The 21303-nt window shown below is 67.0% G+C and carries 23 protein-coding genes and 4 tRNA genes; 9 read left to right on the forward strand and 18 right to left on the reverse strand.

Translation table 11 applies throughout. The features are described 5' to 3' along the window. The first annotated feature begins 43 nt into the window (after positions 1–43). Entirely contained in the window at positions 44–1114 is a 1071-nt protein-coding gene (locus BN3906_RS03980) for an esterase/lipase family protein (protein WP_078057218.1), read from the forward strand. Between the two features lie 74 nt (positions 1115–1188). On the opposite strand, the gene rplA is transcribed toward BN3906_RS03980, so the two are convergent. The 9 genes from rplA to BN3906_RS04025 form a co-directional block, all read right to left on the reverse strand. Next, positions 1189–1893, reverse strand: a complete 705-nt coding sequence (gene rplA / locus BN3906_RS03985) for a 50S ribosomal protein L1 (RefSeq protein ID WP_066584423.1) — start codon at positions 1891–1893, stop codon at positions 1189–1191. A gap of 116 nt (positions 1894–2009) precedes the next feature. Continuing rightward, positions 2010–2453 (reverse strand): 50S ribosomal protein L11, encoded by a 444-nt coding sequence (rplK, locus tag BN3906_RS03990; RefSeq protein WP_066584425.1) that lies wholly within the window; start codon positions 2451–2453, stop codon positions 2010–2012. Between the two features lie 157 nt (positions 2454–2610). Then, positions 2611–3420 carry a transcription termination/antitermination protein NusG gene (gene nusG / locus BN3906_RS03995; RefSeq protein ID WP_110481015.1) on the reverse strand — a complete coding sequence of 270 codons (810 nt, stop codon included), beginning with the start codon at positions 3418–3420 and terminating at the stop codon, positions 2611–2613. 124 nt (positions 3421–3544) lie between these two features. Then, entirely contained in the window at positions 3545–3859 is a 315-nt protein-coding gene (gene secE / locus BN3906_RS04000; protein ID WP_078057090.1) for a preprotein translocase subunit SecE, read from the reverse strand. Between the two features lie 82 nt (positions 3860–3941). Next, positions 3942–4014, reverse strand: a tRNA-Trp gene (locus tag BN3906_RS04005). Positions 4015–4178: 164 nt separating this feature from the next. Next, a tRNA-Met gene (locus BN3906_RS04010) sits at positions 4179–4255 on the reverse strand. A 19-nt stretch (positions 4256–4274) separates the two neighbouring features. Continuing rightward, positions 4275–4350: transfer RNA gene (locus tag BN3906_RS04015), tRNA-Thr, on the reverse strand. 246 nt (positions 4351–4596) lie between these two features. Continuing rightward, positions 4597–4678, reverse strand: a tRNA-Tyr gene (locus BN3906_RS04020). A 143-nt stretch (positions 4679–4821) separates the two neighbouring features. Further along, entirely contained in the window at positions 4822–5862 is a 1041-nt protein-coding gene (locus BN3906_RS04025; RefSeq protein WP_066584431.1) for a polyprenyl synthetase family protein, read from the reverse strand. A gap of 119 nt (positions 5863–5981) precedes the next feature. On the opposite strand from BN3906_RS04025, the gene BN3906_RS04030 reads away from it, so the two are divergent. Then, positions 5982–7367, forward strand: a complete 1386-nt coding sequence (locus BN3906_RS04030) for a geranylgeranyl reductase family protein (RefSeq protein WP_066584434.1) — start codon at positions 5982–5984, stop codon at positions 7365–7367. A gap of 130 nt (positions 7368–7497) precedes the next feature. Here BN3906_RS04030 and BN3906_RS04035 read toward each other — a convergent pair whose 3' ends face one another. The 4 genes from BN3906_RS04035 to BN3906_RS04050 all read right to left on the reverse strand — a co-directional run bounded on the left by BN3906_RS04035 (position 7498) and on the right by BN3906_RS04050 (position 10460). Then, complete coding sequence (locus tag BN3906_RS04035; RefSeq protein ID WP_066584437.1) at positions 7498–8187, reverse strand: demethylmenaquinone methyltransferase; 690 nt, start codon at positions 8185–8187, stop codon at positions 7498–7500. Positions 8188–8198: 11 nt separating this feature from the next. Further along, positions 8199–8714 (reverse strand): DUF3592 domain-containing protein, encoded by a 516-nt coding sequence (locus BN3906_RS04040; protein WP_261796832.1) that lies wholly within the window; start codon positions 8712–8714, stop codon positions 8199–8201. A gap of 56 nt (positions 8715–8770) precedes the next feature. Next, positions 8771–9265 carry a thiamine pyrophosphate-dependent enzyme gene (locus BN3906_RS04045; protein ID WP_066584447.1) on the reverse strand — a complete coding sequence of 165 codons (495 nt, stop codon included), beginning with the start codon at positions 9263–9265 and terminating at the stop codon, positions 8771–8773. Between the two features lie 124 nt (positions 9266–9389). After that, positions 9390–10460, reverse strand: coding sequence for an o-succinylbenzoate synthase (locus BN3906_RS04050; RefSeq protein WP_066584449.1), 1071 nt, complete (start codon positions 10458–10460; stop codon positions 9390–9392). A gap of 22 nt (positions 10461–10482) precedes the next feature. Here BN3906_RS04050 and BN3906_RS04055 point away from each other — a divergent pair, with 22 nt between their 5' ends. From BN3906_RS04055 to BN3906_RS04080, 6 genes are all read left to right on the forward strand, one after another. Next, on the forward strand, positions 10483–11433 hold the full coding sequence (locus BN3906_RS04055) for a 1,4-dihydroxy-2-naphthoyl-CoA synthase (protein ID WP_066584451.1): 951 nt from the start codon (positions 10483–10485) through the stop codon (positions 11431–11433). Positions 11434–11778: 345 nt separating this feature from the next. Then, the gene (locus BN3906_RS04060; RefSeq protein ID WP_078057091.1) at positions 11779–13125 is read left to right on the forward strand and encodes an inorganic phosphate transporter; all 1347 of its coding nucleotides are present in this window, start codon (positions 11779–11781) and stop codon (positions 13123–13125) included. A 3-nt stretch (positions 13126–13128) separates the two neighbouring features. After that, entirely contained in the window at positions 13129–13413 is a 285-nt protein-coding gene (locus BN3906_RS04065) for a hypothetical protein (RefSeq protein WP_066584458.1), read from the forward strand. Positions 13414–13711: 298 nt separating this feature from the next. Beyond that, positions 13712–13993 (forward strand): hypothetical protein, encoded by a 282-nt coding sequence (locus tag BN3906_RS04070; protein WP_066584461.1) that lies wholly within the window; start codon positions 13712–13714, stop codon positions 13991–13993. A gap of 63 nt (positions 13994–14056) precedes the next feature. Further along, positions 14057–15439 carry an AMP-binding protein gene (locus BN3906_RS04075; protein WP_066584464.1) on the forward strand — a complete coding sequence of 461 codons (1383 nt, stop codon included), beginning with the start codon at positions 14057–14059 and terminating at the stop codon, positions 15437–15439. Continuing rightward, on the forward strand, positions 15432–16331 hold the full coding sequence (locus BN3906_RS04080) for a 1,4-dihydroxy-2-naphthoate polyprenyltransferase (RefSeq protein WP_066584466.1): 900 nt from the start codon (positions 15432–15434) through the stop codon (positions 16329–16331). Before BN3906_RS04075 ends, BN3906_RS04080 begins: the two co-directional genes overlap by 8 nt. Positions 16332–16374: 43 nt before the next feature. Here the strand turns inward: BN3906_RS04080 and BN3906_RS14010 are convergent, their stop codons facing one another. Beyond that, positions 16375–16776: a DUF4229 domain-containing protein gene (locus BN3906_RS14010; RefSeq protein ID WP_261796833.1), complete on the reverse strand. Its 402-nt coding sequence runs from the start codon at positions 16774–16776 to the stop codon at positions 16375–16377. Between the two features lie 118 nt (positions 16777–16894). On the opposite strand from BN3906_RS14010, the gene BN3906_RS04090 reads away from it, so the two are divergent. Further along, positions 16895–17290 (forward strand): hypothetical protein, encoded by a 396-nt coding sequence (locus tag BN3906_RS04090; protein WP_066584468.1) that lies wholly within the window; start codon positions 16895–16897, stop codon positions 17288–17290. Between the two features lie 59 nt (positions 17291–17349). On the opposite strand, the gene rfbA is transcribed toward BN3906_RS04090, so the two are convergent. From rfbA to ccsB, 4 genes are read right to left on the reverse strand one after another with little or no spacing between them, the layout of a single operon-like run. Continuing rightward, positions 17350–18225: a glucose-1-phosphate thymidylyltransferase RfbA gene (gene rfbA / locus BN3906_RS04095; protein ID WP_066584469.1), complete on the reverse strand. Its 876-nt coding sequence runs from the start codon at positions 18223–18225 to the stop codon at positions 17350–17352. Then, positions 18225–18971 (reverse strand): dTDP-4-dehydrorhamnose 3,5-epimerase family protein, encoded by a 747-nt coding sequence (locus BN3906_RS04100; RefSeq protein WP_078057220.1) that lies wholly within the window; start codon positions 18969–18971, stop codon positions 18225–18227. The genes rfbA and BN3906_RS04100 overlap by 1 nt, the downstream gene beginning before the upstream one ends. Positions 18972–19008: 37 nt before the next feature. Further along, complete coding sequence (rfbB, locus tag BN3906_RS04105; RefSeq protein WP_227871173.1) at positions 19009–20085, reverse strand: dTDP-glucose 4,6-dehydratase; 1077 nt, start codon at positions 20083–20085, stop codon at positions 19009–19011. Between the two features lie 2 nt (positions 20086–20087). Continuing rightward, the gene (ccsB, locus tag BN3906_RS04110) at positions 20088–21197 is read right to left on the reverse strand and encodes a c-type cytochrome biogenesis protein CcsB (protein WP_066584473.1); all 1110 of its coding nucleotides are present in this window, start codon (positions 21195–21197) and stop codon (positions 20088–20090) included. Positions 21198–21303 lie beyond the last annotated feature (106 nt).

The following is a 21303-nucleotide window of genomic DNA, read 5'->3' on the forward strand; positions in this document are numbered from 1 at the left end:
GCATCACGCCCCCGACATCCGGTCGTACGGTATGGTGCGGAAAATGAAATCGTCGACCCGGACAACCACCGGCGCACACACCGACGCCGGATCACACAGTTTCCTGCGCGCCTTCCTCCAGTCCCGACGACATCCGGGACTGATGCCCCGGGGGATCAACGACTGGGACACCCCGCTGGACCCCGACGGACCCGGATCAGTCCCGGTCATCCTCATCCACGGCACCTGGATGAACAGCTACTGCACATGGTCCGGACTGGTACCGGAACTGCTCGCCGCCGGCCACCGGGTCTTCGCCCTCGACTACGGGCGTGACCCCTCATGCCTCCTCGGAAGGTCACCGGCCTGTTTCGGCAATGCCGCGCTCCTGGACTCTGCCCCGGAGGTCGCGGAATTCATCGACTCCGTCCTGGAGCGGACCGGTGCCCGCCAGGTCGACCTGGTCGGTCACTCCCAGGGGGTGGCCCAGGCCAGGCTCTACCTCACCGATTTCGGTGGGGCCGGCAGACCCGGCGACGGCGTCGCGCCGAAAGTACGGCGACTCGTCGGATTCGCGGCGTCCCATCACGGCACCACCGCCTCCGGGGTCGGGACCCTGGGAAAGACGCTCCTCGCACGCGGATGGTACGCACCCCTGCGCAGGATCCTGGGACGGTGTGCCGAAGACCAGATGACAGGCTCCGCCACCATGGCCCACATCAACCGCGACGGCGACACCGTCCCCGGTGTCGACTACACCATGATCTGCTCACGTTACGACGAGGTCGTCACCCCGTGGCGGACCCAGCAGATGGACGCCGGAGAGGGAGCGGTGGTTCGCAACATCCTCGTCCAGGACGAGGGCAACGGGCGGGACTTCAGCGAACATCTCGCGCTGCTCTACTCGCCCCGTGCCCTCGACATCGCGCTGGAGGCACTCGACCACGGCCCCGAGGGGGACTACCGCAGACGTCGTCCGACGGTCAGGGGCGCCGTGGTACCGCTGTGGGGGGCGGTCGGGAAACGGAGGAATGCGGCGTCCTCCACCGTCTCCGCCACCGCCCCTGCGGGCACAGGGGCGACTGCCGCCGGAAACTCCCCCGCGGACGCGGAAAGCCCCGCCCTGCGTCAGTGAACGCGGACGGGGCCTGCCGGAGAAGCAGTCAGGTCAGACCGGAGCCTGGCCGGAGCCGGGCCGACCGGGCAGAACTACTCTGCGTACGCCTTGACCACGGTCGGGTCCACGGGAATGCCCGGACCGGAGGTCGTGGAGACGGTGATCTTCTTCAGGTAGATGCCCTTCGACGCGGAGGGCTTCAGGCGGAGAAGCTCGTCGACGAGGGCGCCGTAGTTCTCTGCCAGTGCCTTCTCGGAGAAGGACGCCTTGCCGATGACGGCGTGCAGGTTCGCAGCCTTGTCGACGCGGAAGGAGATCTTGCCGCCCTTGATCTCGGTGACGGCCTTGGCGACGTCGGTGGTGACGGTGCCGGTCTTGGGGTTCGGCATCAGACCACGCGGGCCGAGGACGCGTGCCACACGGCCGACCTTGGCCATCTGGTCCGGGGTCGCGATGGCGGCGTCGAAGTCCGTCCAGCCGCCCTGGATCTTCTCGATCAGCTCAGCGGTTCCGACGGCGTCGGCCCCGGCCTCCTCCGCGGCGGTGGCGTTCGGGCCCTCGGCGAAGACGATGACCCGGACATTCTTGCCGGTGCCGTTGGGGAGGGAGACGGTACCGCGGACCAGCTGGTCAGCCTTGCGGGGATCGACTCCCAGGCGGACAGCGACGTCGACGGTGGCGTCGAAATTGCTGGAGGAGGTCTCCTTGGCCAGCTTCGCTGCCTCGAGAGGACGGTAGAGACGATCGGAGTCGATCTTCTCGGCGGCGGCCTTGTAGGCCTTCGAGTTCTTGCTCATTTCAGGTTCCAATCAGTGTGGACGGGAATGTGGTGCGGGCCGGAGCGGGCCCTGCCACGGTGACGGTCCTGTGGCCCACCTGCATGGCGGACCACCGGACGTGACCGGAGACGGCCTTACTTGGCCGGGATTCCGGTGACGACGATGCCCATGGAGCGGGCGGTGCCGGCGATGATGCGGGCGCCGTTCTCCAGGTCGTTGGCGTTGATGTCCTCGAACTTGGTCTGGGCGATCTCACGGCACTGCTCCCAGGTGACCTCACCGACCTTGTCGGTGTGGGGGACGCCGGATCCCTTCTGGATGCCGGCTGCCTTGAGGAGCAGCTTGGCGGCCGGAGGAGTCTTCAGCTTGAAGTCGAAGCTACGGTCCTCGTAGACGGTGATCTCCACCGGCACGACGTTGCCGCGCTGCGACTCGGTCGCCGCATTGTAGGCCTTGCAGAACTCCATGATGTTGACGCCGTGCGCACCGAGCGCCGGGCCGACCGGAGGAGCCGGGTTCGCGGCACCTGCCTGGATCTGCAGCTTGATCAGGCCGGTGACCTTCTTCTTCTTCGCCATGTTGCACCTCTTCACGTGGTATCAGACTCAGCGTGTCCGGTCGTGGCGACGACGGGACGGTCTGACCGGATGCCGGATTGTGTACCGGCCACCGGGTGGGAATGTCATGTCATGCCGACTGCACGGTCTCTGAACCGTGCAGGCAACCTGCCAGATCTTAGTTGAGCTTCTCCACCTGATCAAACTCCAGCTCCACGGGGGTCTCGCGACCGAAGATGGACACCAGTGCCTTGAGCTTGCTGTTGGCCGCGTCGATCTCCGAGATGGTCGCCGACACAGAGGCGAACGGTCCGGAGAGCACGGTCACCGACTCCCCCACCTCGTAGTCGACCTCGACCTGGTTGGCGGCCGGGGTCGGTGCCATGGCCACACCCGTGGACGAGACGTCCACACCGGACGCGGAATCGGTCCCGGCGTCCGGGGAGACCGTCGCGGTCTCCGGGGGGAGAAGGAACTTGGCGACCTCGCGGATACGCACCGGGGTCGGTTCACCGGCATTGCCGACGAAGGACGTCACACCCGGGGTGTCACGGATGACGGACCAGGAAGGGTCGTCGAGTTCCACGCGGACCAGCACGTAGCCGGGCAGGAGCTTCTGCTTGACCTGCTTACGCTTGCCGTCCTTGACCTGGGTGACCTCCTCGATCGGTACGACCACCTCGTGGATCTGCTGGTCGACCCCGAGGGTCTGCGCCCTCATCTCGAGGTTCGTCTTCACCTTGTTCTCGTAACCGGAGTAGCACTGGATGATGTACCACTGGCCGGGCAGCTTCTTGAGGGCCCGCATGAACTCCCGGAGCCGGGTCTTGTACGCCTCGAGGGCGGCGTCCTCGGGACTGACCTCGGCCTCTTCTCCCTCCGGTGAGGACTGCAGTTCCGTCACGGACTGCTGGACGTCCTCCTGCGCGGCTGCCGCGAGACCCTCCGCGCTGAGCTTCTCGGCCGAAGCCTCGTTCTGCTCACTCATGGCTTGCTCCTTTCGACATTCTGCGGGGGCGTGTGCGACCACCTGCCGGTCAACGGTCCCGCATGAAAAATCCGCCTCGCCGGAGTGGCGGAGGCGGTCGTGATCTGCGCCGATTCTAGCACGGTCAGAAGCCGAAGATGAACTCCACGCCCTCGTGGGTGAGGAAGTCGACGGAAGCGCACAGCGCGACCATGATGACGAGGAAGATCACCGTGATGATGACCGAGGAGACCATTTCCCGGCCGGTGGGCCAGATGACCTTCTTCATCTCCCTGCCCACCGAACTGACGTAGGCGACCGGTCCGCGGGAGCCGCGGGCGTCTGCGTCATCGGTGGCCCTGGAGGATGCGACCCTGTCGGTCCTCCCCTGCTCTGCACCGGTGATCTGCCGCTTACCGGCAGGCCGCAGACGGGTGTTGGTGGTGTTCTCGTCGGACACGGGCGGTGCTCCTTAACGTAGTAGTCCCCGACCCAGGTTAGCCGATCATGTTCTTCGGCGTCCCCCGGGCCGGGGATCAGTGCAGGGGCGACAGGACTTGAACCTGCAACCTGCGGTTTTGGAGACCGCTGCTCTGCCAATTGAGCCACGCCCCTAGACGGTGCCACTCACTCCTGCCGGGGTGAGCTCCCGGAAAGTGTAGCAGTAGCCCGGGCGGGAGGACAAATGGTCCGGCGCACACGGACTCCTGCCCCGGGCCCGGACAGAGCAAAGCCCCGCGGCCGTCTGTGACGGACGCGGGGCGTTCCCCGGCCAGATCTGGTAGCGATGCGGAGGATCGAACTCCGGACCTCACGATTATGAGTCGTGCGCTCTAACCATCTGAGCTACACCGCCACGGTCATCGCAAAATGACTGGAGCCCCCTGACAGAATCGAACTGTCGACCTTTTCCTTACCATGGAAACGCTCTGCCGACTGAGCTAAGGGGGCATGCTCACAGACACCCGGCATATGCCGCTCGTCTGAAGCCTGGGATAGCATAACCAGCTGCTCCACAGTACACCAAATCCACAGGTCACGGCAGAGAACGGCAGAGAACGACGCGCGAGGAGCCCGGCGCAACTCCGGACAGCCCGGCACAGCCTGACCAGACCCGGCACCGCCTAAGCGACCGCAGACGAAAAACCGCCTCCCGGAAAACTTCCGGAAGGCGGTTGTTCCTGGTGTCTCAACCAGTGCCAGGTAGAGGATTCGAACCTCTGAAGGCAATGCCGGCGGATTTACAGTCCGCTCCCTTTGGCCGCTCGGGCAACCTGGCAAGCACTTGTCGTTGCGCCGGATACGTTACTACGAACCCTGTAGTCCTCCGCAAACCTGCAGGTAACGACCTACAAATCAGAGAATGAGAGGACCCGTCCGGCAGGGACGGCAGGGACTGCCCCGCCCACCCCGGTGTCCCCGCTAACCCAGCCGCTCCAGCGAGAAGTCCATGAGCCTGCGCAGTGCGGTCGTGACGGCCCCCTCAGGCAGCCGGGACAGTTCCGCCTCCCCGCGCCTGCGGTAGTGCTCCACGTCCGCCAGGGAGCGCTCACGGCCCTGCGACGCCCGGATGAGCTCCAGCGCCTCGTCGACGAGAGCGTCCTCCGTCACCGGGCCGGTGAGGATCTCCCGCAGCCGGGCACCTCCCGCACTGTCCTCCTTCAGCGCGTAGAGCACCGGCAGGGTGAACACGCCCTCCCGCAGGTCGGTGCCGGGGGTCTTCCCCGACTCCTCCGGGTCGGACCACACGTCGATGATGTCGTCGACGATCTGGAAGACCTGTCCGAGGTTGCGGCCGAAGTTGAACAGCGCGTCCCGGGTGTCCTCCGTGGCCCCGCCGTGCAGGGCTCCGAGGAACCCGGCCGAGGCGATGAGCACCCCGGTCTTCTCCTGGATCACGGTCATGTAGTGCTCCACCGGATCCTCGTCGGGCGGGCAGCCGACGGTCTCGCGCATCTGACCGGTGACGAGTTCGCCGAACGTCTCGGAGAAGTGCCTGACCGTGTCGGTGCCGAGGTCCGCCATGATCGAGGACGCCACCGCGAAGATGTAGTCGCCTGCGAGAATCGCCACCGAGTTGTCCCACCGTGCGTTCGCGCTCGGTGCGCCCCGTCTGCGGTCCGCCTCGTCCATCACGTCGTCGTGGTACAGGGTGGCGAGGTGGGTCAGTTCGACGACCACGGCGGCGTTGATGACCTGCCCGGGCGCCGGTGCCGGGGCGCCGTCACCCGCAGAACCCGCACTGTCGCCGTAGCGTGACGCCAGCAGCGCGAACATGGGGCGGAACCTCTTGCCGCCGGCGAGAGCCAGATGCCGCACCTTGTCGGTGAGGAAGCTCTCCCCCGTCGACAGGGATGTCTGGAGGGTCGACTCGACACGGGCCATCCCTTCCGTGATGAAGTCGTTGAGGGCGGCGTCCCCCAGATCCAACCCCATCTGTTCACCGGAGTTAGTACGTGCCATGAATTCCGTAGCCTCTGTCCGTCGTCCGTCAGTCACCGTGCCGCCCGCGCACGGTCGCACACTGAGGAACAACCATATCCCAGCGGAGCCCGGTGTTCCTATACCGCGGTGCCTGCCGCATGCGACAATGGTCCGCTGTGAACACCACCCCCCTTCCGTCCGACTGCAGCCTCCTTGTCATCGGCGGGGGCCCCGCCGGATCAGCGGTGGCGGCCTCCGCGGCTCTCGCCGGGATGGACGTCACTGTTGTCGACATGCAGGAGTTCCCCCGGGACAAGACCTGCGGTGACGGCCTGACCCCTCGCGCCGTCCACGCGCTGACCAGGCTGTGGGGAGGTGACCCCGGCGAACCGTCGCCCCGCACCGGCTCTCCGGGGATCCTCTCCGGCCGCCCCGAGATCCGGGGACTGGCTCTGCACGGTTTCGGCGGTTCGGTCCGCACCCCCTGGCCCGACCACCCGTCCTTCCCTCCCCGGGGTTCCGCGGTACCCCGCACCACCCTGGACGCGGCCCTGCTCGACTTCGCGGCCGCATGCGGGGCCCGGGTCGTCACCGGGTGGAAGGCGGTGGACGTCTCACATGTCGGGGCGTCCACCGCCGGAACTGTCGGCTCGGTGACCTTCCGTTCCACGGAACGTGACAGGAAGGAGACCCGCACGGTGCGCTGCGACACCCTCGTGCTCGCCGAAGGGGTGCGCAGCGGTGTCGCCCGGCTGCTGGGTGTGCGGTGGCTCCGGGGTCTGGTCCACGGCGTCGCCGCCCGCTCGTACTGTCCCACCCCGTACGGTGACGAGCCGTGGATCCACTCCCACCTGGAACTGAGGGACGCCGAGGGGGTCGCGCAGCCCGGTTACGGCTGGATCTTCCCCCTGGGACCGGAGGAGGACGGGGAGGGGACGCGTGGAGTCAACCTGGGCTGCGGTGCCCTGTCGACCTCGCGGCGTCCTGCCAAGGTCAACGTGAAGAAACTGCTCGGCGAGTACGCGGACCTGGTCCGCGGGGAGTGGGAGCTCGGTGAGCCGCGGGAGGTCACCTCCGCCCTGCTGCCCATGGGCGGGGCGGTGACCCGGGTGTCCGGGGTGAACTGGGCGGCGGTCGGGGACACCGCGGCCCTGGTCAACCCCCTCAACGGTGAGGGGATCGACTACGCCCTCGAGTCCGCCCAGGATCTTGTCGAACTGCTGCCGGACGCCGCGGCCTCCCCCGACGGGCTGCGTCACATCTGGCCCGCCCACCTGCGCCGGCAGTACGGTGACGCCTTCTCCCTGGCGCGGCGTCTGTCAACCCTGCTGACGATGCCGGGACTGCTGTCTGCCGTGGGTCCTCTGGGGATGCGCGGTCCGCTCTCCGACCGGATGATGGCTGCGGCGACACGGCTCATGGGTAACCTTGTCACCCCTGCCGACCGTGATCTCACCGCCCGGGTGTGGCTGGCCGCCGGCCGGCTGTCCGTCGGCCATGACCGGTACCGTCACCCTGATTCCCGGCCTTTGTTCGGCGTGTGACGCCCGGCAGGGGACGGGTCCGGATCCGGGCGTCAGCCCCGTGTGTCAGACCCGTGTGTCAGACCCTGATGTCAGGACCTGGCGTCAGGACCCAGTCACAGTGAAGTCCCCCGACAGGTCCTCCTCTGCCTCACAGGGGTTTCGTCGCACTGTGCAGCGCGGTGATGCCGAGGGTGAGGTTCTGCCAGCCGCAGTCCTGCCAGCCGTTGTCATTGATGATTTCGGCGAGGGACTCCTGGTCCGGCCAGGCACGGATCGACTCGGCGAGGTAGACGTAGGCCTCGGCGTTCGAGGACACCGCCCTGGCCACCACCGGCAGGGCCCGCATGAGGTACTCCTTGTAGACCGTGGAGAACACGGGGACGACAGGGGTGGAGAACTCGCAGACGGTCAGGCGTCCGCCCGGTCTTGTGACCCGGGCCATCTCCCTGAGACCGGCTGCCGGATCGACGATGTTCCGCAGTCCGAAGCTGATGGTCACCGCGTCGAAGGTGCCGTCGGGGAAGGGCAGCTCCATGGCGTCACCGCACACCTTGGGCACGTCCCGGTCGGCCCCGGCTGCGAGCATCCCCTGCGAGAAGTCACAGGCGACACACCATGCCCCGGACTCGGCAAGCTCGACGGTGGACACCGCGGTACCGGCCGCAAGGTCGAGGACGACATCTCCCGGGGCCAGCCCGAGGCGGCGTCTGGTGCGTCTGCGCCACAACCGGTCCTGCCCGAAGGACAGGACGGTGTTGGTGAGGTCGTAGTTCTTGCCGACGGCGTCGAACATCGTGGCGACGTCGTGCGGGTCTTTCTCCAGGCTGGCTCGCGACATGTCAGCCCACTCTAGTGCCCGGACGGGGCAGACCCCTCTTCCCTGCCCGCTACCCTGCCCTCTTCCCGCAGCCCTGCACTGCCAGCCTCCCGCAGTTCTGCACTTCCCCGCCTGAACGACCGGCCCACACCTGCCAGGAGCGCGCCAGCGACGACGGTGCACACCAGCCAGGTCGAGGCGGCGGGCAGCAGGGACAGTGTCCACCCCCGTCCCGCGACCTTGACGTTGTCCGGGTCGTCGCGCCGGTACTCCACCTTGACCCGGTCACCGGCCTCCAGTCCCCCCGGATACTTCAGTCCGGTCCCCGGTGAGTGGTAGTTCCCCTCCGCGTCGGGGAACCGTACCAGGGTCTTCTTCCCGGTGGAGACCACCTCGGCGGTGGCGGTCCCGCGGTCGGAGGAGATCCTCCAGTCGTCGACAGCTGCGGTGACGACAAGAGAGACACAGATGACGCACGCGATCAGGTAGACGGTGACCAGGATCTGGACGAGACGGCGTCGGACGGTCTCCCCGGTCGGACGGGGCATGTCGAGCAGGACAGCCGGCGGGTTCCTCCACCGGCCCACAGTCCGTCCACGACGGGTCATCCCGGTTCCCCCGCTGTCGTCCTGTCCCTCAGGGTCGCGTGGAGTGCCGCCCGTCCGGACCTCTGTACCACTGCCTCGATGACGAGGAACCCCTCCGTGTATCCCTCGGCGTGTTCGTCCAGCGCCACGGTCAGTTCATCCAGTGACTCCACCCGGCGGTGTGCGACCCCGTGGCCGGCGCACAGTGCCCCGAGGTCGACCCCGGTCGGGGTGCCGAAGACTCTGTCGAAGGCGTCGGTACCGTCGTCGAAGTTGCGCAGTCCGGGGCGTCCCGCCTCCAGTCCCTCGAAGATGGCACCGCCGTTGTCGTTGGGGACCACGACCACGAGGTTGTCGGGGCGGGGTTCGGAGGGGCCCACGGTGAACCCGTTCATGTCGTGGAGGACGGTGAGGTCGCCCATCAGTGCGACGGTGCGCGGGGCGCGGACCAGGTCGGGCTGCTCGGCGGCGTGGGCCAGTGCCACCCCGGAGACATGCCCGGACGAGTTCATCGACCAGTACCGCGGCGACGGTCGTCGAGGAGGCGAGGATTCCCCGGTCTGTACCGGATCGTTCGTCAGTCACCCCCACGACGCTACCCGTCGCCGGATGCCCCGGGGGTTGCCGGGGCAGGTGTCAGTCCCGGTTCCCCCACCGGTCCGCGAGCACCGCATAGGACGCCGCGAGCCGTGAGAACCACCAGTCCCGGCGCGTGGCCGGGGACCCCAGTTCATCGAGCCTGGCCTGTTCCGGCTCCACCCGTGTGACGGTCATGTGACCGTCGATGATCTGCCGTGGCGCGCAGACGTCCACGGCATAGAGTGAGCCGGTCGCCAGGCCGGCCGCCTGGGGGAGCACCTGCATGTCCTCGTCGTCGGTGTGGTCGGGCAGGCTTGCCGCCGCCAGCAGTCCGGCGTACATGCCCACCGCGGACTCCAGTGCCGAGGACACGGTCACGGCCACACCGTAGTGTCCGACCTCCCGGGCGATCTCCCGGACGTGGTCTACCCCGCCGAGCGGGGCGGCCTTGAGCACCGCCACGTCGCATGCCCCTGCCTGGACCACGGCGAGCGGGTCGGACGCCCGGCGTATCAGCTCGTCGGCGGCGATGCGCACCATCATCCCCCGTGATCCGAGCCGTCGCCGGAGTTCGGCGAGTTCCTCCACGGTCGCGCAGGGCTGTTCCATGTAGTCCAGCGGGCCTCCGCCACGCGAGGGGTCTGTCAGGGCGACTGCCGCGTCGAAGGCCTCTTCGACGCTCCACCGTGCGTTGGCGTCCACCCTCACGGCGATGCCGGGCCGGGCCTCGCGGACCGCCCTGACCCGTGCCACGTCGTCGGCCAGAGTCTGGCCGCTCTGTGCCACCTTCACTTTCACGGTGGTGCACCCCGGGTACCTGTCGAGGAGGGCCGGGACAGTCTCGGGGTCCGCGGCGACGTCGACGGCCGGGACGGTGGCGTTGACGGCCACGGTCTGTGCTGTCGGTGCGGGCAGTGAGGGGGAGTTCCATCCGAGAAGGAGTGCCGACCTGAGCCACAGTGAGGACTCCTCCGGCCCGTACTCGGTGAACGGTGACCATTCCACCCACCCGTCGGGGGCGTCGACGAGCATCATCTCCCTTTCGGTGACGCCGCGGAATGGAACCCTCAGCGGGCATGTCACCACGTGGGCGCGGTCGGTGATCTCGGTAAGGGAAGGAAGCTGCATGCCCACAGCCTACGATGGGCCCATGACTGATCAGAACAACCCGTTCAGACCCGAGCTGTGGCGCGAGGTCCCGGGATTCGACTTCGACGACATCACCTACCACCGTCATGTCGGCGAGGGGCGTGCGAACGGTATCGTCCGTATCGCCTTCGACCGGCCTGAGGTGCGCAACGCCTTCCGTCCCCACACCGTCGACGAGCTCTACCGGGCTCTCGACCATGCCCGCCGCTCCCCGGACGTGGGCACGGTTCTTCTCACAGGAAACGGTCCCAGTCCGAAGGACGGTGGGTGGGCTTTCTGTTCCGGCGGTGACCAGCGGATCCGTGGCCGTTCGGGGTACCAGTACGCGAGCACGCACGATTCTGACGTGGAGCATGCGGATGCGTCGTCGGTCGATGAGGCGAGGGCCAGGGTCGAGGGCGGGCGTCTGCACATTCTCGAGGTACAGAGACTGATCCGCACCATGCCGAAGGTGGTGATCTGCCTGGTCAACGGATGGGCAGCCGGGGGCGGTCACAGCCTGCACGTGGTGTGCGACCTGACCCTGGCCTCCCGGGAGCACGGGAAGTTCAAGCAGACGGATGCGGACGTGGGGTCCTTCGACGCCGGGTACGGGTCGGCCTACCTGGCCCGGCAGGTCGGTCAGAAGTACGCACGGGAGATCTTCTTCCTCGGACGGACCTACTCGGCCGAGCGGATGATGGAGATGGGCGCGGTCAACGAGGTGGTGGACCACGCTGATCTGGAGGACACGGCTGTCGAGTGGGCACGGGCGATCAACACGAAGTCCCCGACAGCCCAGCGGATGCTGAAGTTCGCCTTCAATCTCGCCGATGACGGCCTGACGGGCCAGCAGGTCTTCGCCGGTGAGGCGACGAGGCTGGCGTACATGACCGATGAGGCGGTGGAGGGCCGCGACGCCTTCCTCGAGAAGCGCGAGCCGCGGTGGGACGATTTCCCGTACTACTACTGACCCGTTTCTCTTCCCCTGCCTGACCGGTCTACCGGTCGACACAGACCCCGGGACAGGGCGGGGGTCCCCGTCGACCCGCAACCGTCCCTGCCACCAGTCTGCGGGTACTGAGTGAACCTGAGATGAACACGGCGTGGCTTCGGGGGGAATTTTTCCGTGAAAGTGGAAACCGCTGACCTGCGGAAACTTTGTGGGCTACCCCCACTGTCGTAACGACCAGCGGAATAATGCCCGGTTCCCGTGGCCGTGACCTGCAGATACACCGTCAGGTGCCCGTTCCCCGGCAGCAACGTTTCCACACGGTTAACTACGCCACCCCCGACTACCCCCGCTTGCGGGGTGACAATGGAGTTTCCGACTCAGGGGAGGGATTCTTCTTGGGTGACTACTGAAGTACTCATCCTGATCCTCGTGGTCGGCACAGCCCTCGCCTTCGACTTCACCAACGGATTCCATGACACGGCCAACGCGATGGCCACCTCCATCGCGACCGGCGCACTGAAGCCCAAGGTCGCGGTAGCCCTCGCCGGCGGACTCAACCTGGTCGGAGCCTTCCTCTCCGTCGAGGTGGCGAAGACGGTCGCCAAGGGGATCGTCGACCTCGACGCATTCGACCTCGACAATGTCGTCGACGCCGACAAGCTTCTCCTCGTGGTCTTCTCCGGACTGATCGGGGGAATCCTCTGGAACCTCATCACGTGGCTGTTCGGACTGCCGTCAAGCTCCTCGCACGCCCTGTTCGGCGGTCTCATCGGCGCCGCGATCGGAGCTCTGGGTTTCTCCGGTGTCGAGTGGGGCGGAGTTCTCGACAAGATCGTCATCCCCGCTCTCGCCGCCCCGGTCATCGCCGGGCTGGTATCCGCCATCGGAACGTACGGGATCTACCGGTCCACCCGACGTACCCGGGAAACCGAGAGGGACAACCTCTTCCGCCACGGCCAGATCGCCTCGGCGTCACTGGTGGCCCTCGCACACGGCACGTCTGACGCCCAGAAGACCATGGGCGTGATCTTCCTCGCACTCGTGGCCTCCGGTCACCTGGATGCCGCAGCAGACATGCCCTTCTGGGTCACCGCCTGCTGCGCCCTCGCCATCGCCGCCGGCACCTACTCCGGGGGCTGGAGGGTGATCAGGACCCTCGGAAAAGGCCTGGTGGAAATCTCCTCGCCGCAGGGCATGGCGGCCGAGGCGTCCTCCGCAGCCATCATCCTCACCTCCGCACACTTCGGTATGGCCCTGTCCACGACGCACGTGTCCACCGGTTCAATTCTCGGTACCGGCCTCGGCCGTCCCGGCGCGGAGGTGCGCTGGGGGGTCGCCGGTCGCATGGTCATCGCGTGGGTGACCACGATCCCTGTCGCAGCGCTCGTCTCCTACGTCATCTGGCAGGTCTCCCACGGCACCGCGGCCCTGACCAGTACGGCCGGGGGTGCGCTGACCGCCTTCATCATTCTCGTGGCGGCCGTCACGGCGATCTTCGCGAGGGCACGCAGGCAGCCCGTCCACGCGGACAACGTCAACGCAGACTGGGACGAGCACGGGCTCACTCCCCCCGCTGAAGCGCCCGCCTCCCCCGACCTCGCGACCTCTGCGGCGATGACCCTCTCCGGATCCAGCGCCGGGGTCAACGATCCCGCCCACTTCGTCGACACCACTGTCGGCGCTGACAACCACCACCGTAAGGACAGGTAGGTCATGGAACTCCTCAGCGATCTCTTCCAGGTCACCCTGGTCGGTATCATCCTCGGTGCCGGTCTCCCGATTCTCTTCGGACTCGCCATACGGTTCAGCGTGCCCGCCCAGGGACTCGAAGGTCATCCCAGCGAGCACATCCCCGCCTGGCAGCGCGCTCTGGCCGGCCTGCTCTTCCTCATCATCATCGCAGCCGTGGTCCTGGGCCTGCTGTGGATCACCCAGGGGCGGCTCTACGACACCTTCGGCTGGGACATCTTCGGGACCGGCGGCACCAGCGGCCACTGACAGCCGTCGAGGCCGTCGTCGACACGGTCGTCGACACGGTCGTCGAGGCGGGCAACAGAGGTCACACCACAGAGATCACACGGTACCCGGCAGTCACGTACAGTCCGCTACAGTCCGCGTAAACCGGTCCCGGAGCACTTCCACGGGACCGGTTCTCAGCGTTCCAGCACTCGGGAAACGCCGGTGTGCTGGCTTTTTCTGTCTAATGCTTGACGTTTCCCACTATAGGCCCTACCCTCGATAGATCAACATCCACCGATCACGAGCTTTACTGCCGTCAGTGCGGAAGGAGTAGTTCATGTACAACCCGCTGACCAAGTTCCTCGACTGGTACCTGTCCCCGGTCCAGGGGATCTCCGAAACGACAGCACAGACAGGCCTGGGCGTCCTCCCGTCCCGCACGGAACCGACCGACGCCTCCACCGACATCGTCGCCCGGCTCATCGAATCCGGGCACACCCCGGCCACCGGCGAAGATGTCCTGCAGGAGTTCACCGCAGTCCACGACCGTCACCCCTCCCCGTTCGAGGAACTGGCAGTCCTGGACTATGTCGGCAGCTTCGGCCTGCTCGCCAACTGACACGCCCAGATAGACAGCCGCTGAACCGACCGCTGAACCAGCGACGGAGTACCGTCAGGGACCGTGCGTTCCACCGACCAGGTCCCCCTCGAAGCGGTCACCGTCGCCACCACCCGCGCCGGCGTTGACCGGGTACTGCCCGCCTACCGTGGTTTCCTCCGGGGAAGCCGGTCGATCCTCCCCGTCGCCCCCGGGCCCGACGGGCGCAGGCTCTGCACCCTGATGGCTGCCGGGGACGAAGACGCCCCCGTCTCCCCGGGAACCCTCGTGGCGTGCACGTCCGGATCCACAGGGACCCCCAAGGGCGCGATGCTGCAGACACACGGCGTCCTCGCGGCTGTCACAGCCTCCGCGGACTACATCCGCGACCGTACCGGCGCAGACCCCGGCCCCTGGCTGCTCGCCCTGCCCGCCCACCACATCGCCGGCACCATGGTCATCCTGCGGAGCCTGGAGGCAGGTCATGTCCCCGAGGTCATGGACCTCACCCGCGGACACTTCACCTCGGAAGGCTTCGTCGACGCCACCCGTCGACTCGTCTCCCGTCACCCCGACCTCCCTCGGTACACCTCCCTGGTCCCGACCCAGCTGGCACGGCTCGTCGACGCCGTACCCGGCAGTGTTTCCGGCAGTGTTTCCGGCAGTGTTTCCGGCACAACTGCAGGGGACGCCGTCGATGCGCTGCGCAGTTACGCCGCAGTCCTCGTCGGAGGCGGTGCGGCACCAGAGGCGCTCGTCAGACGGTGCCGCAGACTCGGCGTCACCCTCATGCTCACCTACGGCTCCTCGGAAACCGCCGGTGGCGTGGTCTACGACGGGGAGCCGCTTCCGGGGTACAGCGTCCGGATCAGCACAGATGCCGGTGACCGCAGCAGCGGACGCATAGAGTTGACCGGCCCCTCCGTTGCAGAGGGCTACCGTCAGACGTCCTCACTGCCAGCGGAAGCGACCGCCGACGCCTTCCCCCGGCCCGGGACCTTCCGCACCTCCGATCTCGGTTCGCTGACGGGCGGCGTCCTCACCGTCCGCGGGCGGGCGGACGGTGCCGTCAACAGTGCCGGGCTGAAGATCCTCCCGGAAGAGGTCGAGAAGGCCCTCGCCGGTGCCGGATACTCCGCCTGCGCCGGCGGCGTCCCCGACGATGAATGGGGTGAATCCGTCGCCGCCCTGGTACAGGACCCCACCGTCCCCGCCGGAACGGACCTGACCACCGGCGTCCGCGCCACGCTGAAGAACACGGGCACACCTGCCCACCTCATTCCACGTCACAGCTACTCCTTCCCGGACATCCCGGTCACCGGTCCCGGCAAACCTGACCGGGTGGCGGTGACAGAGATACTGCGGGACCTCGCTGCGGGACCGCGCTCCGGGCTGCGGGAACCTTCCGTCCCGACCGTGGATGGCAGCGGGGCTGACAGTGCTGACTACAGTGAGCACCATGGCTGACCGACCCTCCACCGCCACTGACACCGCCACCGCCTCTGACTGGCTCACCGGCGCACGCCCCCACACCTGGGCCAACGCTGTCGCCCCGGTACTCGCCGGCACCGGGGCCGCCGCCTGGGACGACGGGGCGTCCTGGTGGAAGGCCGTTCTCGCCGGCATTGTGGCCATGGCGCTGATCATCGGCGTGAACTACGCCAACGACTACTCCGACGGGATCCGCGGGACCGACGACGACCGCACCGGCCCGCTGCGCCTCACCGGATCAGGCCTGGTCCCCCCGACCAGGGTGAAGAAAGCGGCGTTCCTCTGTTTCGCGGTCGCCGGCGTGGCCGGTGTGATCCTGTCGCTGGTGTCCAGCTGGTGGCTGATCCTCATCGGAGCACTGTGCATCGTGTCCGCCTGGTTCTACACCGGCGGGAAGAACCCCTACGGCTACCGGGGTCTGGGAGAAGTCTCCGTCTTCGTCTTCTTCGGACTCGTCGCCGTCCTCGGCACCGAATTCACCCAGTCCGGGAAAGTGTCCTGGGTGGGGCTCGCCCTGGCGGTGGGAATCGGGTCACTGTCCGCGTCCGTGAACCTGACGAACAATCTGCGGGACATCCCGACCGATTCAGCCGCAGGTAAGACCACCCTCGCCGTGCTTCTCGGCGACAGAGGCACCCGCAAGCTCTACGTGGGGCTGCTCGTTGTCTCCGTGGTGATGACGCTGGTGCTGGCCGGAGCAGGGGTCGCTGCCCTCATCGGACTGATCGCCGTGCCGCTGCTCATCGTCGCAGCACTGCCGGTGGTGCAGGGGGCGACCGGCAGGGACCTCATTCCGGTACTCGGGCTCACCGGTCGGGCGATGCTGGTGTGGTCGGTCGCGATGTTCGTCGCAATGCTGCTGGTCTGACCCGGCTCCACACTGCCGGCACGCTGTCAGGACCCGGAACCGGTCAGTCCAGACGTTCCTCCAGCTGTGCGCGCATCTCCGCCCTGTGCTTCTGACGTCCGGCATCCCAGACGGCGATCTGCGCGTTCACCCGCTGTCTCAGTCCCCTGAACACGAACATCGAGAGCGGGAAGGCGATGATCAGTGCCAGCAGCGCACTGATCGCCAGGGGGAAGGACTGTCCCATACCCAGCAGGATGGCGACGGACTGGATCACCACCGTCAGGACCACGAACAGCAGGAGGCGGGCCAGACCGTAGAGCAGAATGTCCCGCCAAGGCCTCCGCGCCGGAGAGTCGTCTGCCGCTCCGGAACTGCCGGCGGCCGCCTGAACTGTGTCAGAGACGTCGGCAGGGCGGTCACTGCCGGCGGTCGGGGCGGATTCTGCACGGTCTTTCTCATTCACGACTGCCACTGTACGTTCGACGTGGCGTCCTTCCCAATCCCGGTAAGCCCCCCCCCCGCCACTGTTCCCGGTAGGGTGGAGGGTCACATCGACCAGCATTTCAAGGAGGGTCCCCACCGTGGGCCGGCTCATCATCCTCATTCTCGTGATCGTCACCGTGGTCGTTCTGTGGCGGGCTTTCGGCCCCGGATCGGCCGCCCGGGCAGCGAAAGGTCGTGACCGGGTCGGCGGAACAGAACACAGGCAGGTCGCCGGTCCGGAGGACGACCCTGACTTCCTCTGGGAGATCAGGAAGCGGCGGTTCAAGGAGCAGCGGGAGAAGGAACGCCTGGCAGCCGAAGAGCTCCGCAGTGCCGAGGCCCGTGCGAGGGACGCCGAACGACGGGCCGCCGAGGCGGAACAGAAGGCACGGGACGCCGAGAAGAACACCCGTCCCCGGCAGGACGAGACACTGCGGGACAGGCATGACTCTGACGGGGAGTCGTCCGGGGAGACCGGTAGAACCGGGGCCTGACCCCCGGTCAGCCGGTCCGGATTCCGGAGGCTCAGTTCCGGCACTCCGGTTCCGGCGATTCAGCGGTCCTTGCCTCGTCGCAGCAGTCCACGCAGATAGTCCGCGTAGGCGGATCCACCGTGGGCGTCCGCCTGAGAGGCCAGTACGTCATCCCCGATGAACCCCATCCGCCAGCCCACCTCTTCAGGGCATCCGATCTTCAGCCCCTGACGTTCTTCGATGGTGCGGACGAAGTCCCCCGCCGCCATGAGATTGTCGACCGTCCCCGTGTCCAGCCAGGCGGTCCCCCGGGGGAGAATCTCGACCTGCAGTTCTCCCCTTTCGAGGTAGGCCCGGTTGACGTCGGTGATCTCCAGCTCCCCCCGCTCCGAGGGCACCAGCCCACGGGCGATGTCCACGACATCCGGTGCATAGAAGTACAGACCGGGCACCGCGTAGTTCGACCGTGGATGAACAGGCTTTTCCTCGAGAGATGTCGCCGTCCCCGCGGAATTGAAGTCCACGACACCGTAGGCGGTCGGATCAGAGACCCAGTACGCGAAGATCGCCCCGCCGCGCACGTCATGGAAACGGCGCAGCTGGGAGCCCAGGCCGGCACCGTAGAAGATGTTGTCGCCCAACACCAGGGCGACGGACTCGTCGCCGATGAAATCCGCCCCGAGGATGAATGCCTCAGCCAGGCCGTTCGGAGCCTCCTGCACGGCGTACTCCAGTGACACCCCGAACTGGGAACCGTCGCCCAGCAGGCGCCGGAACTGTCCGTTGTCCTGGACCGTGGTGACCACGAGAATCTCACGGATCCCAGCGAGCATGAGGGTCGTCAACGGGTAGTAGATCATCGGCTTGTCGTACACAGGCACAAGCTGCTTGGACACGCCGAAGGTGATGGGACGCAACCTGGAACCGGTACCCCCGGCAAGGATGATTCCTCTCATCACTCGCCCTCCCAGTCCTCTGCCTCCGCATTGGCCAGCTCCCACCCGTGACGCATCTCCTGCTCCCAGCCACGGCACTCGGAGTACAACGGCAGCGTCGCCTCCACCTCGTGCAGGCCCGGCGCGGCACGGTCCTTGTCCGACAGGACGAGAGACTCCGGGTCCAGCCCGGCCACCGACCAGTCGATGCCCAGGCCGGGGTCGGTCGGGCAGACACCGTGCTCGGCCCCGGGATTGTACCCCTCCGAGACCAGGTAGCAGACGGTGGCGGGACCGGCCCCTGCCGGGACCACGAACCCGTGCCCGACCCCCACCGGCAGGAAAAGTCCGCGACGGTTCACGTCGGAGAGCTCTACGACGATGTGGCGTCCGAACGTGGGGGAACCCCGACGGAGGTCCACGATGACGTCGAGGATCCTTCCTGCCACGCAGGTGACGAACTTCGCCTGTCCCGGGGGAACGTCGGCGTAGTGGATGCCCCTGACCACCCCCTCCCGGGAGGTGGAGAGGTTCGCCTGCGGAATGACGAAAGGATATCCGAGGATGTCGGTCATCTCGTCCCCCCGGAACCATTCCAGGAAAGTGCCCCGGTCGTCCGGGAAGATCCGGGGGGTTCGGACCCAGGTGCCGGGAAGAGGAAGGTCCCGGACACCTGGCCCGTCCGGCACAGCGACGACGCTGCCACGCAGGCTGGCAGGAACCGGGTCAGAAGCCGGGTCAGGCAGGGAATCAGGCTGGACGCTCATGGTCACCGAGTCTAGCCGCCCTCCGGACGCCGGACTGTCAGCCCAGGACTTCCTCACGGTCACGGTAGGCGGACTCGGCGTCCTTCCTGCTGGTCTCCCACCAGCCCCGGTGGTCGCGGTACCACCGGACGGTGGCGGCGAGCCCCTCCGGAAAATCGGTGTACCGGGGCGTCCACCCCAGTTCCCGGACCGAAGACGGGTCGACGGCGTAACGCAGATCATGCCCCGGCCGGTCCGTGACGCGTACGAAGTCATCGGCAGGACGCCCGAAGAGGACATTCAACGCGCGGACACAGTCCACATTTGAACGCTCACCGTCAGCCCCGATGAGATAGGTCCCACCGGAGACCCCACGGTCCAGGACCGCCCAGACGGCGTCATTGTGGTCGTCGACATGTATCCAGTCGCGGACGTTCTCACCGCTCCCGTACACCCTCGGGCTCTCCCCCTCGATCAGACCGGTGATCTGCCGCGGCAGGAACTTCTCCGGATGCTGCCTGGGACCGTAGTTGTTGGAACAGTTGGAGATCGTCGCACTCAGTCCGTGACTGCGCACGAAGGCCCTCACCAGATGGTCCGCCGAAGCCTTCGACGCCGAGTACACCGATGACGGCCGGTAGGGTGAGTCCACGGTGAAACGGTCCTCCGCCCCCGGCAGGCCCGAACCCCGCAACGGCAGGTCACCGAAAACCTCGTCCGTGGACACATGGTGGAGGTGAACTCCGTGGCGGACGCACGCCTCCGCCAGCACCGCGGTGCCCTCCGTGTTGGTGTGCACGAAACGCAGGGGGTCCCGTAGGGCGTTGTCGTTGTGGCTCTCCGCGGCGAAATGGACCACCGCCGCTTCACCGCGGTCCGCGGAGGACGCCAGCTCCCGGATCAACCTGTCGACCAGGTCAACGTCACAGACGGAACCCTCGACCACGGTGACCCCGTGGTCCTGCAGTCCGGCCAGGTTGGCGGGATTCGCAGCATAGGTCATCGCATCGAGAACGGTGACCTCCACCTCCGGACGGGTCCCGACGGTGCGGTGGACGAAGTTCGAGCCGATGAAGCCTGCCCCGCCGGTCACCAGTACGCGGGTGATCCGGCGGAGCCGTCGGGGGGACGCCACCATCAGTTCAGGCCGGCGTAGGAGTGCAGACCGGAGACGACGATGTTGATGAAGAAGAGGTTGAAGACCATCGTCGCGAAAGCCAGGACATTGATCCACGCCGCAGGAAGGCCACGCATGCCCGGGGTCGCGCGGGCGTGCAGGTAGGCGGCGTAGAGGATCCAGGTGATCAGGGAGACGGTCTCCTTGGGGTCCCAGCCCCAGAAACGTCCCCAGGCCGCGTGGGCCCAGATCGCACCGAAGACAACCCCCAGCCCGAAGACCGGGAGCGTCCAGATCGCTGACCGGTAGGCCAGGGCGTCCAGCTTGGAGGCGTCCGGGAGCGGCGAGACCATCTTGCCGAGGATACCGTGCTCCTTCCCCTTCGGCTGGGCGCGCCGCAGCACGTAGAGCAGGGACGCCATACCGGAGACCAGCCCGATCGAACCACCGAGGGACACGGTCGTGACGTGGATGTAGTACCAGTTCGACTTCAGGGAGGGAACAACCGGGGCCACGTCAGCGTAGAGCTCGGTGCCGGCGTAGAACAGCAGCATGATGATGGGGGTGAGGATCCAGGGCCACATCACCCTCATGGCCTTGCGCCTCAGGACGACGCAGGCGATGAGGATCGCCATACCGGTGACGATGGTCACGTACTCGAACAGGTTCCCCCAGGGGAAACGCTGGGCCGCGATACCCCGGGTCACGATGAAGAGCACGTGCACCGCCGCGGTCAGCCAGATCAGGGTCTGGGTCATCCCGCCCCACTGGTCGGCCCTGCGGAACTTCGCCTTGATCGCCTCGACCTGGAAGGTCTTCGGCAGATCCGACTCACTCATGGAGCCTGTGGCGATGCCGGAGACGTCGTTCCTCTCGTCCTTCTCGTCGACCGGGCTGTCGACGTCACTGCCACCGGCACCGACACTGACCCTGGTCTTCTGCGCCGAGGTCTTCTCCGCCGAGGCCGCCTTCGCGGCACCGAGGATGCGGGACCGTTCCCGACGGGCCTCCGTCGCCGAACGCAACATGCCGTAGTACATGAGTGAGACAGCGAGGCTGATCAGGTACAGCACGACCGCGGTCTTGAAGGCGAGATCAGAGAACTCTGCCATCCCCTGGTTGACGTACATCCGTCGGTTCCTCCGTTGGGGTCCGTGCCCGTAGCCGCAGTAAGGCGGCCTGAGGCTGTGTCAGTGCTCCACGCTACCGCCGACTGCACCGGACAACCAAGACGGA

Origin of the sequence: Corynebacterium provencense (assembly GCA_900049755.1) — a bacterium.
In the GTDB taxonomy this organism is placed as follows: Bacteria; Actinomycetota; Actinomycetes; order Mycobacteriales; family Mycobacteriaceae; genus Corynebacterium; species Corynebacterium neomassiliense.

What these genes read in the sequence shown, in the direction of transcription:
- BN3906_RS03980 (WP_078057218.1), top strand. Translation starts at nt 44, where the DNA reads ATGAAATCGTCGACCCGGACAACCACCGGCGCACACACCGACGCCGGA.
- rplA (WP_066584423.1), bottom strand. Translation starts at nt 1,893, where the DNA reads ATGAGCAAGAACTCGAAGGCCTACAAGGCCGCCGCCGAGAAGATCGAC.
- rplK (WP_066584425.1), bottom strand. Translation starts at nt 2,453, where the DNA reads ATGGCGAAGAAGAAGAAGGTCACCGGCCTGATCAAGCTGCAGATCCAG.
- nusG (WP_110481015.1), bottom strand. Translation starts at nt 3,420, where the DNA reads ATGAGTGAGCAGAACGAGGCTTCGGCCGAGAAGCTCAGCGCGGAGGGT.
- BN3906_RS04025 (WP_066584431.1), bottom strand. Translation starts at nt 5,862, where the DNA reads ATGGCACGTACTAACTCCGGTGAACAGATGGGGTTGGATCTGGGGGAC.
- BN3906_RS04030 (WP_066584434.1), top strand. Translation starts at nt 5,982, where the DNA reads ATGCGACAATGGTCCGCTGTGAACACCACCCCCCTTCCGTCCGACTGC.
- BN3906_RS04035 (WP_066584437.1), bottom strand. Translation starts at nt 8,187, where the DNA reads ATGTCGCGAGCCAGCCTGGAGAAAGACCCGCACGACGTCGCCACGATG.
- BN3906_RS04040 (WP_261796832.1), bottom strand. Translation starts at nt 8,714, where the DNA reads ATGCCCCGTCCGACCGGGGAGACCGTCCGACGCCGTCTCGTCCAGATC.
- BN3906_RS04045 (WP_066584447.1), bottom strand. Translation starts at nt 9,265, where the DNA reads ATGAACTCGTCCGGGCATGTCTCCGGGGTGGCACTGGCCCACGCCGCC.
- BN3906_RS04050 (WP_066584449.1), bottom strand. Translation starts at nt 10,460, where the DNA reads ATGCAGCTTCCTTCCCTTACCGAGATCACCGACCGCGCCCACGTGGTG.
- BN3906_RS04055 (WP_066584451.1), top strand. Translation starts at nt 10,483, where the DNA reads ATGACTGATCAGAACAACCCGTTCAGACCCGAGCTGTGGCGCGAGGTC.
- BN3906_RS04060 (WP_078057091.1), top strand. Translation starts at nt 11,779, where the DNA reads ATGGAGTTTCCGACTCAGGGGAGGGATTCTTCTTGGGTGACTACTGAA.
- BN3906_RS04065 (WP_066584458.1), top strand. Translation starts at nt 13,129, where the DNA reads ATGGAACTCCTCAGCGATCTCTTCCAGGTCACCCTGGTCGGTATCATC.
- BN3906_RS04070 (WP_066584461.1), top strand. Translation starts at nt 13,712, where the DNA reads ATGTACAACCCGCTGACCAAGTTCCTCGACTGGTACCTGTCCCCGGTC.
- BN3906_RS04080 (WP_066584466.1), top strand. Translation starts at nt 15,432, where the DNA reads ATGGCTGACCGACCCTCCACCGCCACTGACACCGCCACCGCCTCTGAC.
- rfbA (WP_066584469.1), bottom strand. Translation starts at nt 18,225, where the DNA reads ATGAGAGGAATCATCCTTGCCGGGGGTACCGGTTCCAGGTTGCGTCCC.
- BN3906_RS04100 (WP_078057220.1), bottom strand. Translation starts at nt 18,971, where the DNA reads ATGAGCGTCCAGCCTGATTCCCTGCCTGACCCGGCTTCTGACCCGGTT.
- ccsB (WP_066584473.1), bottom strand. Translation starts at nt 21,197, where the DNA reads ATGTACGTCAACCAGGGGATGGCAGAGTTCTCTGATCTCGCCTTCAAG.